Raw genomic sequence first — 13,294 nt, forward strand, 5'->3', positions numbered from 1 at the left:
CAACTATCAGGTTTCTAGTGGAGTTTTGAATTTGACATTCGCCTGACACGTTCGCTGCAAAGTGGGTAGCGAATGTCAAATTCACTCCACTAGGTGTTTAGTCCCAAGCTTTGAAAGTGCATTCTTGTCGCAAGATTCGAAGAATGCGCTATGGGACAAGTTCTACACGGCTGCGCCACCAGGACGGAGGCAGTCCGTCGAGCAATACAAAATAGTCAAGAGAGCCTGAGAAGGCTCGCCAGGCGCTAGGCTAGACACCGGATGTTCTCACTGTCGCTCAACTCCCGTAGCTCTGCACCAGACTGCCGGCCACCAGCGACCAGCCATCGACCAGCACGAAGAAGATCAGCTTGAACGGCAGCGACACCACGACCGGCGGCAGCATCATCATGCCCATCGACATCAGGACCGATGCCACCACGAGGTCGATGATGAGGAACGGCAGGAACAGCAGGAATCCGATCTCGAAGGCGCGCTTCAGTTCCGAGATCATGAAGGCCGGCATCAGGATCCGCAGCGACAGGTCCGCCGGCGTTGCCGGCGGCGGCTCGCCGGACAAATCCATGAACAGCTTGAGATCCTTCTCGCGCACGTTCTTCTGCATGAAGCCGCGCAAGGGGACGGACGCACGCTGTAGCGCGTCCTCCACTGTGATCTCGTTGGCGATCAACGGCTTGATGCCGTCATCGTAGGATTTTTGCAGCGTCGGCCCCATCACGAATGCCGTGAGGAACATCGCGAGCGCGATGATGACGGTGTTGGGCGGCGCGGTCGCGGTGCCCAGCGCCGTGCGCAACAGCGACAGCACGACCACGATCCGCGTGAACGACGTCATCATAATCAGGATCGACGGCGCGATCGACAGCACCGTGAGCAGCGCGATCAACTGGATGGCGCGTTCGCTCACGCCGCCATTCCCGGCGCCGCCGAGGTTGATGCTGATATCCTGCGCAAACGCCGGACCTGCGAGCGATCCGGCGGTTATCAGAACAAGAAGGAATAAAACTCTACGCGGGTGAGCCGCCGGCCTCACGAAGGCGACTTCGGACGCCCGAGCAGCGACGCCATCTCATCTTCGAGGTGCTCGAAGCCGGATTTCGAATCGGCCGGCGGAGTTGGTGTCGCCGGCGGCGGCTCGCTGCGCGGGGCGGGAGCGGCCGCAGTTTCCACGGCGCGCGGACGGGGCGGCGGTCCGGGAACGGGTGGCGCGGCAGTCGCGGGCTTGCCGTCATTGACCGGACGCCGGAGCGCGGCCTCGAGACGTTGCGCCATCTCGGCGAGATTGTGATCCGCGTTGGCCGCAGGTGGAGGCGATGCGGCAGGCGCCGGCACAGGCGGTGGCGGCGGAAATGCAGGCCGCTCGGCCGGGCGCGGAGGCGGAGGTGATGTCGGTCCCGGCGGCTCGGCCGGACGAACGGGCGGTCGCATCGCGGGCTCGCTGTGCGCCGGGCGGGCACTGCGAATGTCGGTCCGGCTCATGGGTTCGGGCGTGAAGCCCGCCAACGGGTCGCTGCGACGCTCGGCGGCGGCGGGACGTCGCACCGGATCGGGGAAGGGGGGACGCTGGACCGGCCGCGTCGGCTCGGGGGTCTCATGGGGCTGCTCGGGCGGGCTGGAATGCGGGCTATCGGACTCGGTCCAGCCGGCTTCCGCCAGCGGCGGCAGGCGCGGCAGCGATGGCTCGCTGCCGGAGACAGGACGTTGCGGGATCTGCTCGCGCCCCGGTGCGCGGACGATGTTGGGTTCCACGACGATGTCGGACGGTCCGCCGATCATCAGCAGGTGCTCGACGTTGTCGCGGCGCACCAGAACCAGCCGCCGGCGCCCGTCCACCGCGGCGGCGTCGATGACCGCCAGACGGGGCATCCGTCCGCGATTGGCGGTGGTGCCGAGCCGGTTTCCCGCAAATCGCCGCACTAGCCAGGCGGTCCCGGCGATCAGCGCCAGAACCACTATGAATGCGATGACGAATGTAATGGCCTGCATTTCTGTATCCCTGACAGAAAGCGCCTTTATTACAGCTTCGGATCGTCGAATGCCTTTCGGCACCCTCCCGTGACGACCGAGCCTTGGCCCAATCTGTTAACCCCATCCGGCAAAAGCTGCCGCTGACGTCCTTAATAACCTATGAATCGACCAGACCAAAACAACTTCTGAGTACCGGAGGCTGGGTTAATGCGGGTGGTTAACGCAGCGATCCTGGCAAAAATGTGCCTGGCCGGGATCGAGGACGTCACGACCGGCAGGGCGAGGAGGCGGTCCGGGACGCATCGCCGTGGTTCTTAACCGGCTGTTAACCATGAAGGCGGCAAATTCTGCCTACCCCCGGCGGTGCTTCGTCCCTGGGGCTGGAGCGGGAGGTCCGTCGTGCCCATCAACGATATTTCCGCGCTGGCGGCCCTGCGCACCCGTATGCAGTGGCATCAGGAGCGCCAGCGTGTTCTCGCCGAAAACATATCCAACTCCGACACGCCGAATTTCAAGCCGCGCGATCTGATCGAGCCGAAGTTCGACGCACGTGGCGGCAATGCCTCGTCCGGCGCGGCGTTGGCGATGCTGCGCACCACCTCGGGCGAGAGCATCGCGGGCTCGGGCCCGGAATCGAATTTCGATCAGAATCCCCATGCCGGCTTTCAGACCCGTCCCGCGGGCAACGCCGTCAATCTTGAGGATCAGATGCTCAAGGTCTCGGCCAACCAGATGGATTACGCCACCGCGACCTCACTCTACAGCCGCAGCCTGCGTCTGCTGAAGATGGCTGTCGGCAAGGCATGAGGCAGAGCTGAAGGGAAGGAGACCGCAACATGGCAGACAACGGCGCCGACTTCATGCGATCGATGGGCATCGCGACATCCGGTCTGCGGGCGCAGGCCGGACGGATGCGGGTGATCTCGGAGAACATCGCCAACGCCGATTCCACCGCGCAAGTACCGGGGGGCGATCCCTATCGGCGCAAGGTGCCGACCTTTTCATCGGCGCTCGATCGTGCGCTCGATGCGAAAGTGGTGACGCTCGGTCGCGTGAAGCCCGATATGTCGTCGTTCCGCGTCAAATATGAGCCGGGCAATCCGGCTGCCGACGCCAGCGGCAACGTCAAATATCCCAACGTCAACTCGCTGGTCGAAATGACCGACATGCGCAACGCGCAACGGTCATACGAGGCGAACGTCAACATCATCAGCGCGACGCGCCGGATGATCCAGCGCACGCTCGATATCCTCAAATCCTGATCGGAGATCTGACCATGGCATCACCCACAGTCGCAGCAAACGCCTATGCGAGCCTTGCAAAGATGATGGGCTCCAGCGCCGCCGCCGGCAAGCCGCCGGAGGGCGATGGCCCCTCGTTCAGCGCCGTGCTCAAGGATGCGCTCGGCAGCGTGATGGAATCGGGGCGGAAATCCGATGCGCAGACGGTGGCGATGGCATCGGGCAAGGCAAACCTGATGGACGTGGTGACCGCTGTGGCGGATACCGATGTCGCGGTGTCGACACTGGTCTCGGTGCGCGACCGCGTCATCCAGTCCTACGAAGACATCATGAGAATGCCGATCTGATCGTATGGGTATCGCTTCAAGTCGTCATTCCGGGGCGCGCGAGCGACGAACGCGTAGCGTTCGCGCCGGAAGCGCAAACCCGGAATCCATAGCTGAAGCGGGAAGAATGAATTTTGCGGCGTCTGAAAGCCGCACGTTCCAGCATAAGAGAACAAAGTACATGGGAGATGGCAATGACCGGCGCTGAAACACTGGATATCGCGCGCGATGCGATCTGGACCATCGTTCTGGTCTCGGGGCCGCTGCTGGGCGTCGGCCTGATCGTCGGCGTCGCCATTTCGCTGATACAGGCGTTGACGCAGATCCAGGAACAGACGCTGGTGTTCGTGCCGAAGATCCTGGCCATCTTCGTGACGCTGGTGCTGGCGCTGCCGTTCATGGCCGATGCGCTGCACGCCGAAATGATACGGATTTCATCGCGAATCATCGGCGGTTGATGCACAAGATCGCAGGGGTGGATGCGGTATCGCGATCCGCTCGCTGCAAGTTCCCGACGGGAATGTCGGGATAGCACCTCAAGGGCATCATGCGTATCGACATCTCGCTTCTGCCCGCTCTTGGCGCCGCCTTCATGCTGGTGTTTGCCCGCATCGGCGCGATGGTGATGCTGTTGCCGGGCTTCGGCGAGGGCTTCATTCCGGTGCGGGTCAAGCTCGCCATCGCCCTGCTTCTGACTCTCATTATCCTGCCGCTGCATCGCTCCGCCTATCACGTCGACATGCAGTCGGTTGCGCCGCTGGCGGTCTTGTTGGTGCATGAGATCATCATCGGCGTGGTGCTGGGCGCCACCGCACGCGTCACGCTCGCTGCCTTGCAGGTCGCAGGCTCGATCATCGCGCAGCAACTTGGGCTTGGATTCGTCACCTCGGTCGATCCGAGCCAGGGCCAGCAAGGCGCGCTGATGGGCAACTTCCTGACCCTGCTTGGCATCGCGCTGCTGTTTGCAACCGACTCGCACTATCTGGTCATCACCGCGCTGAACGAGAGCTACAGGATTTTCTCGCCGGGCGAACTGATGCCGAGCGGCGACGTGGCGGCGCTGGCGACACGCGCTTTCGCCGCTGCTTTCAAGATCGGCCTGCAATTGTCGGCGCCTTTTCTGGTGTTCGGGCTGGTCTTCAATATCGGGCTCGGCGTTCTGGCGCGGCTGATGCCACAGATGCAGGTCTATTTCATCGGCGTGCCGCTCTCGATCCTCATCGGCTTCATGATTCTCGCCGCCGTGCTGGTGTCCATGATGGGGACCTACATGGATTATTTTATCGGCGTGATGCGCGATCTGACATTGTCGAACTAGTGTGGTGGTTCAGAAGTTCGCTTCATTGCCCAATCGAGTCCGTCAAGCGAACTTCCGAACCTAAACCACACTAGAATCATAAAGTTACTAGTGCCCCTTTGATTCCGAAGTTCGCATCAAAGGTTGCTGCAAGGGTATGCGAACTTCGGAATCGGGACACTAGTGGAGTGAATTTGACATTCGCTACCCACTTTGCAGCGAACGTGTCAGGCGAATGTCAAATTCAAAACTCCACTAGAAACCTGATAGTTGCTAGTGGTCCTTTGATTCTAACATTTGCAAGAACTCCCTGCGGCAACGGAATGCAAATGTTAGAATTGGACCACTAGAGTCTTCCACCGTTTCATGGAAACAGTGAAAGACTATAGGCTCTTGATTTGATGCGTTTTCTTCACGCGAACCGGTATCCACTTCGCTCGAAAACGCTATAGGACACCGCGACGATGGCCGACGAGAGCGACGATACCGAAAAGACAGAAGACCCGACGCAAAAACGCCTCGATGACGCGATCGAGCGCGGCGACGTCGTCAAGAGCCAGGAGGTCAACACCTGGTTCGTGATCGCTGGCGCGACGCTGGTGCTGTCGACCTTCGCGGGCTCCGTCGGCGGCGGATTCGAGATGCCGCTACGCAACCTGATCGCCAACTCCTGGCAGATCCGGACCGACGGGCCGGGTCTGCTGGCGCTGGCCGTGCAGATCGAATACGTGCTTGTCGCCGCGCTCGGCGTGCCGCTGCTGTTGCTGATGCTGGCTGCCGTTGCCGGCAATATCGTTCAGCACCGCTTCGTCTGGTCGGGGGAGGCGCTGAAGCCGAAGCTCAGCAAGATTTCGATGGTTTCCGGCGCCAAGCGGATTTTCGGTAAGCAGGCAGCAGCGAACTTCGCCAAGGGACTTTTCAAGGTGCTGGCGCTCGGCGCGGTCATGACGGCGGTGCTCTGGCCGGAGCGCTCGCGGCTCGACGCCATGGTGCGGCTCGATCCGAACGCCATCCTCGGCACCACCCGAACCCTGACGCTGCAATTGCTCGGCGCGGTGGTCGCGATGCTGGCGCTGGTCGCGATCGCAGACTACCTGCTTCAGTACCGGCAGTGGTTCGAGCGGCAGAAGATGTCGCTGCGGGAAATCAAGGACGAGTTCAAGCAGTCGGAAGGCGATCCGCACATCAAGGCCCGGATCAGGCAGTTGCGGGCCGCGCGCATGAAGAAGCGCATGATGGCTGCGGTGCCCAAGGCTTCGGTCATCATCACCAATCCGACCCACTATTCGGTCGCGTTGTCGTACGAGCGCGGCATGTCGGCGCCGGTCTGCGTGGCCAAGGGCGCGGACAACATCGCGCTCAAGATCAGGGAAATCGCCCGTGAGCATGACATCCCGATCGTCGAAAACGTGCCATTGGCCCGCGCGCTGTATGCCGCCGTCGAGATCGACGACGAGATTCCGGTCGAGCACTATCACGCGGTCGCCGAAATCATCGGCTACGTCATGGGCCTGAAGCGTGGCTTTGCGCCGCGCGGCGCGTAATGCCGGCCGGCGGTGTCCGGAAAAAGAGTATCCCGGTGGGGAAATGGCGGGAAATGAGCCCATGAGGTGCTTGCGTTGCCGGGCCCGATTCAGGCACTCAGGACCCGACATACGCGCATTCCGCGCCCGCTGCGACAGGCCCCGCCGGATTCCATGACATCCGATCCCGACATCGAGTCGCCGCAGGTTGCGCAGGAACCGGCGCGGCGGAGCGGCAGCATCCTGCTGGTGCTGCTGGTCGCGGGTGCAATCGTCGCGGCCGCCGTGGCGTTCATGACGCTCGGGCGCGCCAACGCCCAGCCTTACATTCTGGGGTTGCTGGCGCTGCTGGCGACGGTTGGCCTGTTCACGCTGTTCGCATTTGCGGCCGGCATTGTCCGCTTCGCCGACCGCACCGCCGACGATCCGCTGATGCGCCCGGTCGCCGATCACGCGTTTGATGGCATCGCCGTCACGGATGCCGGCGGGCACATCGTTTATGCCAACGCCGCCTATCTTACCCTGACGGGCGCCACCTCGATGCAGGATGTGCGGCCGGTGGAGCGCGTCTTCATCGGCAACCCCGACGTCTCCGAGGCGGTGTTCCGTCTGCTGAAGGCCGCGCGCGAAGGCAAGCGCCAGCAGGAGGAGGTGCGCGTCGCCGCCGCCGATGGCGCGCATGGCCGCTGGCTGCGGTTGCGGGTCCGCCCGCTTGGCCAGGCCAAGCGGCAGTCCAGGCATGCCGTGTGGTCGATCGCCGATATCACCCGCGACCGCGAACGGCAGGAAGACATCTTCCAGGAACTGCGCCATGCGATCGAATATCTCGATCATGCGCCGTGCGGTTTCTTCTCCGTCAATCCGTCAGGCGATCTCGCCTATGTCAACGCCACGCTCGCCAACTGGCTGGATTACGATCTCGCGGAGATCGGATCGGGCGGCCTGAAGCTTACCGACGTCGTCTCCGGCGACGGCGCGGCTTTGCTGACGTCGATCGCCGCCGCTCCGGGCGAGGTCCGGACCGAGGTCTTCGATGTCGACCTGCGGATGCGCAACGGCAAGACCATGCCGGTGCGGCTCTATCATAAGCTGGCGTTCGGCGCCGACGGCGTGCCCGGCCCCTCGCGGACTCTCGTGATCAGCCGCGCCCGCGACGAGCGCGTCGATCCGCAGCGCGCAGCCGAAGTCCGTTTCATGCGCTTCTTCGATCACACGCCGATGGCGATCGCCACCGTCGACAAGTCCGGCACTGTGAGCCGGGCCAATGCGCGGTTCGCGAAACTCGCGCAAAGCCTCGGTTCTGACGGCGCGGTAACCAAATCGATTCTCACCGCCGTCAACGAACGCGATCGCGGCCAGTTGAGCGCGGCCATTCAGGCAGCGGCTGATGGGCAGGGCGATATTCCACCGGTCGAGGTGATGCTGGTCGGCGCGCGCGAACGCTGGGGACAGTTTTTTGTCACCGCGGTGGAGGATGACGATCGCGACGCGGAAGCCGCGATCGTCTACGTGCTGGAGACGACCGAGCGGCGCACGCTGGAAAACCAGATCAATCAGTCGCAGAAGATGGAATCCGTTGGCCAGCTTGCCGGCGGCATCGCGCACGATTTCAACAACGTGCTGTCCGCGATCATGATGGCGAACGATTTCCTGCTGAACGCGCACAAGCCGACCGATCCGTCGTTCCAGGACATCATGCAGATCAAGCAGAACGCCAACCGCGCCGCCGCGCTGGTGCGGCAGCTGCTGGCGTTCTCGCGGCGGCAGACCTTGCAGCCGAAGGTGCTCGATCTCGGCGACACCCTGAGCGACATCGGCATGCTGCTCAAGCGCCTGATCGGCGAGAAGGTCACGTTCCCCGGGGTCGTGCACGGGCGCGACCTGTGGCCGGTCAAGGCCGATGTCTCGCAGTTCGAGCAGGTGATCGTCAACCTCGTGGTCAACGCGCGCGACGCCATGCCGAACGGTGGCAAGCTCGCAATCCGCACCGCCAATGTTGCGGCGGCTGAGGTCGTGACGTTCGGCTACAAGGGAATGCCGGCCGCCGATTACGTGCTGGTCGAGATCAGCGACACCGGCACCGGTATTCCGCCTGACATCGTCGATAAGATCTTCGAGCCGTTTTTTTCCACCAAGGAGGTCGGCAAGGGCACCGGGCTCGGGCTGTCGACGGTCTACGGCATCGTCAAGCAGACCGGCGGCTTCATCTACGTCGATTCCAAAGCGGGCGAGGGGACGACGTTCCGCATCTTCCTGCCGCGCCATCATCCCGAGACGGATGTCCGGCCTGAGGCCGCGGCCGGCGGTGCTCCGAAGGACTCGTCCGTTCCAGCCAAGCCGGCGTCCGGCGACCTGACCGGGCAGGGCACCATCCTGCTGGTCGAGGACGAAGACGGCCTTCGCTCGCTGAACGCGCGCGGCCTGCGCTCGCGCGGTTACAGCGTGATCGAGGCCGCCAACGGCATCGAGGCGCTGGAGGCATTCGACGAGAAGAACGGCGCCGTCGATCTCGTCGTCTCGGATGTGGTGATGCCGGAGATGGACGGCCCCGCGCTATTGCGCGAGATGCGCAAGCGCAATCCCGATCTCAAGATCATCTTCGTGTCGGGTTATGCGGAAGAAGCGTTCGACAAGAGCCTGCCGGAGAATGAGCAGTTCGCCTTCCTCGCAAAACCGTTCGCGCTCAGCGCGCTGGTCGCCAAGGTCAAGGAGACAATGGCGCTGTCATGAGCGGTTCGCGCAGGGCCGGTCCGGTCTGCCTTGATGGTTGGCTTCTTTCAAAATAAGAGCTGCCTATCCGCCCGATCCATCACGGTCGGTTCCGCGCCGGAGGGCCGTGGCTGCGCCTGGCTGTAGGACGCCGGAACGTTCGTGCGTCGGTGCCGCCCGGACGCGATGGCGCTCGTCATTATAGAGTGTCGGACGATATTTGGCCCGCGCTTCCGTCATCGTCGCCCCGCGCCAGGCCGCCAGCATGATCCGCGCGGAACGCTCGTCGAGCAGGTCGTAGAGCCGCGACAGCCGGTACACCGCGTTGACGGACGTGCCGATGGCCGGATCGAGAAACAGCAGGATTTGCTGATAGATCTTCGAGGGCATGCCGAGGGCCTTGGCGGCGCAGGCGAGCGGCTCGCCGCCGGGATCTTTCACCACCCGTTCGGCGATCCGGGCGGGAAGGATCAGCGTCTCGCCGAGTTCGGTGGTGAAGTTGTCAACGTCCGACGCGAACGCGGCCATATAGAGAGTCTCGATCGCGCGTGCGGCCCTCGACGGATGGACCCGCGGCGATGGCCGCAGCGGCGCCGTCGCCAGATCTTGCAGGATCAAGGCACGATCCCTGGCGTTCGCGGCGAAGAACATCTGGCTGATTTCGGAACCGTCGCGCGGCTCCATGGACAGCGTCGCGGTTGTCTGGGGTTTCGTCTCCGCAGTCGGCGCGGGGGTCGGCGGCGAGGGCGGCGCGGTTTTGGGGCGCGGTGGAGCGGCCGCATGAAGCCTCAGCTTGCTCATGATCGCCGCCGGCGTCCGTGGATAGATCGACAGGCGGGCGCGCACCGCGGCGCGGGTGGCATCGTCGACCTGATCGATCAGGCGCGAGGTGAGTTCGACGAAGTGTTGCTCTTCCTCGGCGGAATGCGTGGCGGTCTGCACGTAAAGGTCGGTCAGCACTCGCAGCAGGGTCGGACGGATGTCGACGCCCTCCCTGCGGGACAGCGTCAACAACCCGTCGAAGCCGGGAAACATCTGAAGTGGGGTCATGTCGGCGCAGGTTTGCTGGTAACAACTCGCCTCAATCTAGCGAGCCGGCTTTAACAGGCCGTTAACCATGGCCGGTTCTAAATCCCGCCGCGGCGCTGCCGAAAATCGGTTGGCGGCCGGGCGAGGAGAAACTGGGCATGGGCACCGTTATTGCGTTTCCGGCTGATGCGGCTTCGCGATCGGGATCAACGATGGATCGCTCCGCGGACCGCACGATGGGTACCGTTGTGATCCTGCCGGTTATCCGCATCGACCGCGAAAGCGAGGAAACCGGCGGTGGGCGAGGTCCCGAGGAGGGCGCCGCCCCCGGGCGCCGTCGCCGCCGCCGCGCACGATCTTGATTTACGGATAAACGTGATGCCGGGGAATCAAACGCCAGCAGATTCAAGGCTCCCGCGCCCCGCGTCGATGATTTTGGTGGTTCTTTTTGGCATTACGCTGGCCGGATGCAGTGGCGGCGATTTCGGTCGCGTCCGTCAGGATGTCCGCAATGACGACATGCATCGCTGGATGGGCGCGGAAGCGACCGGCAGCATCGGCCGGCCGTCGTCGCGATTTCAACTCACCGAGCCAGAGCGGATGTTGCGCGATCTCGCCTATCCCCTGGTCGAGCCGCCGCTTTCGCGGCCGGCCTGGAAGAGTGTGTTCGGCAATTATGAGCCGTTTGCCCCGCCGTGGCGGCAGAAGCCCGCATTCGACCGCAGCGCCTACGGTCGTCAGTTGATCGACGAGCCGCACCGGTCTCATGCCTCGCGCTACGCGCAACTGATGGACGACGTCCGTAACGACATTACGCGCTTCGATCCGTTCTTCAACACCGCACGGCAAGTCTTTGATCTCGATGGAAAACGTAACGCCAGCCTAAAGTTCGTGCCGGACCTGTCGCCGCGCGAGCGCACGGACGCCGTCGCGCGCATGGAAGAGAACACCCTGATCGTCCAATGGGTGCAGCAGTGCCTGGAGCAGCGGGTCGCCTCCTATCGCTGGGCGCTCGAGCGTCTGGTTATTCATGCGCCGGATGGCGTGGCCGCCGATGCCGACCGCCTGATCGGACAGCTTGCGGCGCTGGCCGCAAATCCCCCGGTCACCGCAACGCCGGTGGTCGGCCGCGCCCTGCGCACGCGGGGATAGATCTGGTCCCGTCATGCGCGGGCATCGCTCTTCGTTAAACGGCGTCGCTTTCGCTCGCCCATAACCGTTCGAAGAGCGGCGGCGCTCTCTCACCTATGCCTCGCCGCGCATTCATTCCTTTTCGAAGAAGATGGATCGCTCAAAGAAAATGGATTGCGGGGCCAGACCGGCAATGATGATCGAGATGTCCCATTTGGAGCGTTTTCGAGCGAAGGGGGGACCGGTTCGCGTGAAGAAAATGCGTTAAATCAAGATGCTAGTGGAGTGAATTTGACATTCGCTACCCACTTTGCAGCAAACCCGTCAGGCGAATGTCAAATTCAAAACTCCACTAGAAACCTGATAGCTGCTAGTGGTCCTTTGATTCTAACATTTGCAGGACCGCCCTGCCGCAACGGGATGCAAATGTTAGAATCGGACCACTAGGCTTTCACCGTTACCGAGAGCTAAGTCTGGTTCAACTGCGATGGATTAGACCCGTCGCTTATCTTTTTGTTTGGGCGTGATCTTTTCCGAAAACGGGTTTCCATTTTCGGGATCATGCTCTGGCGTCCTTCCGCTTCTGATGGAATCAGAAGTGACGGCTCTATAATTTTGATTTGGCGTGCTTTCTTCGCGCGAACCGGTCCCCGCTTCGCTCGAAAGCGCTATAGAGCACGAAACGATCGAGCGATCGTGCCGCCTACCGTTTCGCTTCAGGCTTCACCATGGGCGGCTCGGTTTGCAGCCGGCACGTTGCGGCGGCGAGCGAGGCCTTCGCCTGCTCCATCATGCCGGGCTCCGGCGCCAGGGCCTTCAGAACGATCAGCCCGGTCGTCGAGGGTGAATCGATGATCAGCCGGTCCGCGGCCGTGACGTCTTCCTCCTCGGGCAGTTCCGCGTGCTGGGCTTCGGTCATCAGGTTGAGTTCGATCACCTTGCGTCCGGCGGAACGATCGTTGATGGCGTAATAGGCGACGTCGCTGCGGGTATAGAACGACACCGAGGTGTAGGCCTGGCTCACCGGCACCGTCAGTTTGATCGATCCGCCGGACAGGTCGTAGCGGCAGACCGCAATGGCGAAGGCCGGGTCCATGAACGGCATCGGCGAAATGCCGGGGTCGGCCGGGGGCAGGGGGGTCACTGCGTTCACCGTGGTCATCGCCGCCAGCCGCGAATAGGCGTCCTGCGAGGCGATCCGCGGCAGCGCCAGCACGCTGACCAGATGCACGACCCCGCCGAGCAGGACGCCGCCGACAATCGCAAACATGAGGCGGATCATGAGCACTTTCCGGTTGCAACAGAAGGCATCGGCGCGTCGCGCTGGCTTCGCGTCGCGACCCCGACAGGCGTGTCGTAGAGGCGCAGCATCAGCACGTAGCGCTCGATGCCGCCCGTCGGCAGCCAGTTGCCGGCGCGCGCACGCGACGCCACGCTCACCGTGAACGAGCCGTCGGAATTCCGCACGATCTCCTCGCTGGTGAAGCCGTAGCGTTGCAGCGAATTGGCCACCAGGCGGCCCTTGCGATCATAAAGCGTCAGCGTCCAGAACCGAGCCGGCGGAGTGACGCCGCTGACGATGACGTCGCAGCGGCCATCGAGCGGTCGCTTGTCGTCGGAGGCGGTCGCCAGGAACGCGATGCCGTCGCCGGTTCCGATCGGTAACTCGCCGCTGCGCGCAATCGCGGCGCGCGAATAGGGATCAATGTCAGCCGATCCGCTTCTTGGTCTTGCAGTCCATGCGCCGATGGTCAGCGTGCCCAGATCGGTGCCGCGCGTCGCGGTGATCCAGGTGGCGCCGAGGCCGACCACGATGGCGAGCAGCAGCGCCACCAGGATGAGGATGATCAGCCGCACGGATCGGCGCTCCGGTTTTCGAAGTTCGCAAAGATCGCTCAACTCCTTTGATGCGAACTGCAGAATCAAAGGAGCCTAATGATATTAGGCTTCCGGTCCGGTTTCGAGTTGAAGTTCCGTGTTGAAGTTCCCGGAGCCTTTCCGCTTCACGGGATTAGAAACGGGGCGTCCTGTTCAACGCGTTGTCTGCGCGCGAACCGGTCTGTTCCCCGG

At 63.0% G+C, this 13,294-nt stretch carries 14 protein-coding genes and 1 pseudogene; 10 read left to right on the forward strand and 5 right to left on the reverse strand.

Going from position 1 to position 13,294, the window contains the following annotated elements; genetic code table 11:
- Positions 1 to 150: 150 nt before the first annotated feature.
- Positions 151 to 246: pseudogene (locus tag BGO16_RS03810) on the forward strand (IS481 family transposase); the annotation flags it as partial.
- 31 nt (positions 247 to 277) lie between these two features.
- Here the strand turns inward: BGO16_RS03810 and fliP are convergent.
- Positions 278 to 1,033, reverse strand: a complete 756-nt coding sequence (gene fliP, locus BGO16_RS03815) for a flagellar type III secretion system pore protein FliP (RefSeq protein WP_292617269.1) — start codon at positions 1,031 to 1,033, stop codon at positions 278 to 280.
- Positions 1,030 to 1,986, reverse strand: a complete 957-nt coding sequence (locus BGO16_RS03820) for a flagellar biosynthetic protein FliO (RefSeq protein WP_292617270.1) — start codon at positions 1,984 to 1,986, stop codon at positions 1,030 to 1,032. The genes fliP and BGO16_RS03820 overlap by 4 nt, the downstream gene beginning before the upstream one ends.
- 381 nt (positions 1,987 to 2,367) lie before the next feature.
- Here BGO16_RS03820 and flgB point away from each other — a divergent pair, with 381 nt between their 5' ends.
- The 7 genes from flgB to cckA all read left to right on the forward strand — a co-directional run bounded on the left by flgB (position 2,368) and on the right by cckA (position 9,085).
- Positions 2,368 to 2,775 carry a flagellar basal body rod protein FlgB gene (gene flgB / locus BGO16_RS03825; RefSeq protein WP_292617271.1) on the forward strand — a complete coding sequence of 136 codons (408 nt, stop codon included), beginning with the start codon at positions 2,368 to 2,370 and terminating at the stop codon, positions 2,773 to 2,775.
- Positions 2,776 to 2,804: 29 nt separating this feature from the next.
- Positions 2,805 to 3,230 (forward strand): flagellar basal body rod protein FlgC, encoded by a 426-nt coding sequence (gene flgC / locus BGO16_RS03830; protein WP_292617272.1) that lies wholly within the window; start codon positions 2,805 to 2,807, stop codon positions 3,228 to 3,230.
- Between the two features lie 14 nt (positions 3,231 to 3,244).
- Positions 3,245 to 3,556, forward strand: coding sequence for a flagellar hook-basal body complex protein FliE (gene fliE / locus BGO16_RS03835; RefSeq protein WP_292617273.1), 312 nt, complete (start codon positions 3,245 to 3,247; stop codon positions 3,554 to 3,556).
- Positions 3,557 to 3,729: 173 nt separating this feature from the next.
- A complete protein-coding gene (gene fliQ, locus BGO16_RS03840) occupies positions 3,730 to 3,993 on the forward strand; it encodes a flagellar biosynthesis protein FliQ (RefSeq protein ID WP_292617274.1) in 264 nt (87 codons plus the stop codon).
- An 89-nt stretch (positions 3,994 to 4,082) separates the two neighbouring features.
- On the forward strand, positions 4,083 to 4,853 hold the full coding sequence (gene fliR, locus BGO16_RS03845) for a flagellar biosynthetic protein FliR (protein WP_292617275.1): 771 nt from the start codon (positions 4,083 to 4,085) through the stop codon (positions 4,851 to 4,853).
- Positions 4,854 to 5,296: 443 nt separating this feature from the next.
- On the forward strand, positions 5,297 to 6,376 hold the full coding sequence (gene flhB, locus BGO16_RS03850) for a flagellar biosynthesis protein FlhB (protein WP_292617276.1): 1,080 nt from the start codon (positions 5,297 to 5,299) through the stop codon (positions 6,374 to 6,376).
- 153 nt (positions 6,377 to 6,529) lie between these two features.
- Positions 6,530 to 9,085, forward strand: a complete 2,556-nt coding sequence (cckA, locus tag BGO16_RS03855; protein WP_292617277.1) for a cell cycle histidine kinase CckA — start codon at positions 6,530 to 6,532, stop codon at positions 9,083 to 9,085.
- Between the two features lie 63 nt (positions 9,086 to 9,148).
- Here cckA and BGO16_RS03860 read toward each other — a convergent pair whose 3' ends face one another.
- Positions 9,149 to 10,114 carry a DUF2336 domain-containing protein gene (locus tag BGO16_RS03860; RefSeq protein ID WP_292617278.1) on the reverse strand — a complete coding sequence of 322 codons (966 nt, stop codon included), beginning with the start codon at positions 10,112 to 10,114 and terminating at the stop codon, positions 9,149 to 9,151.
- A 137-nt stretch (positions 10,115 to 10,251) separates the two neighbouring features.
- On the opposite strand from BGO16_RS03860, the gene BGO16_RS03865 reads away from it, so the two are divergent.
- Positions 10,252 to 10,455: a hypothetical protein gene (locus BGO16_RS03865; protein ID WP_292617279.1), complete on the forward strand. Its 204-nt coding sequence runs from the start codon at positions 10,252 to 10,254 to the stop codon at positions 10,453 to 10,455.
- Positions 10,456 to 10,522: 67 nt separating this feature from the next.
- Positions 10,523 to 11,245: a hypothetical protein gene (locus tag BGO16_RS03870; protein ID WP_292617280.1), complete on the forward strand. Its 723-nt coding sequence runs from the start codon at positions 10,523 to 10,525 to the stop codon at positions 11,243 to 11,245.
- 682 nt (positions 11,246 to 11,927) lie between these two features.
- Here BGO16_RS03870 and BGO16_RS03875 read toward each other — a convergent pair.
- Positions 11,928 to 12,506, reverse strand: a complete 579-nt coding sequence (locus BGO16_RS03875; protein WP_292617281.1) for a DUF1254 domain-containing protein — start codon at positions 12,504 to 12,506, stop codon at positions 11,928 to 11,930.
- A complete protein-coding gene (locus BGO16_RS03880) occupies positions 12,503 to 13,081 on the reverse strand; it encodes a DUF1214 domain-containing protein (protein ID WP_292617282.1) in 579 nt (192 codons plus the stop codon). The genes BGO16_RS03875 and BGO16_RS03880 overlap by 4 nt, the downstream gene beginning before the upstream one ends.
- Positions 13,082 to 13,294: the final 213 nt, after the last annotated feature.

Origin of the sequence: Nitrobacter sp. 62-23, assembly GCF_001897285.1 — a bacterium.
Lineage (GTDB): Bacteria > Pseudomonadota > Alphaproteobacteria > Rhizobiales > Xanthobacteraceae > Nitrobacter.

Bases quoted from the DNA above. Each gene is read 5' to 3' on its own strand.
- BGO16_RS03865 (WP_292617279.1), top strand. From the start codon at position 10,252: ATGGGCACCGTTATTGCGTTTCCGGCTGATGCGGCTTCGCGATCGGGA.
- BGO16_RS03870 (WP_292617280.1), top strand. From the start codon at position 10,523: ATGATTTTGGTGGTTCTTTTTGGCATTACGCTGGCCGGATGCAGTGGC.
- BGO16_RS03860 (WP_292617278.1), bottom strand. From the start codon at position 10,114: ATGACCCCACTTCAGATGTTTCCCGGCTTCGACGGGTTGTTGACGCTG.
- fliQ (WP_292617274.1), top strand. From the start codon at position 3,730: ATGACCGGCGCTGAAACACTGGATATCGCGCGCGATGCGATCTGGACC.
- fliE (WP_292617273.1), top strand. From the start codon at position 3,245: ATGGCATCACCCACAGTCGCAGCAAACGCCTATGCGAGCCTTGCAAAG.
- flhB (WP_292617276.1), top strand. From the start codon at position 5,297: ATGGCCGACGAGAGCGACGATACCGAAAAGACAGAAGACCCGACGCAA.
- fliR (WP_292617275.1), top strand. From the start codon at position 4,083: ATGCGTATCGACATCTCGCTTCTGCCCGCTCTTGGCGCCGCCTTCATG.
- BGO16_RS03820 (WP_292617270.1), bottom strand. From the start codon at position 1,986: ATGCAGGCCATTACATTCGTCATCGCATTCATAGTGGTTCTGGCGCTG.
- BGO16_RS03875 (WP_292617281.1), bottom strand. From the start codon at position 12,506: ATGATCCGCCTCATGTTTGCGATTGTCGGCGGCGTCCTGCTCGGCGGG.
- flgC (WP_292617272.1), top strand. From the start codon at position 2,805: ATGGCAGACAACGGCGCCGACTTCATGCGATCGATGGGCATCGCGACA.
- cckA (WP_292617277.1), top strand. From the start codon at position 6,530: ATGACATCCGATCCCGACATCGAGTCGCCGCAGGTTGCGCAGGAACCG.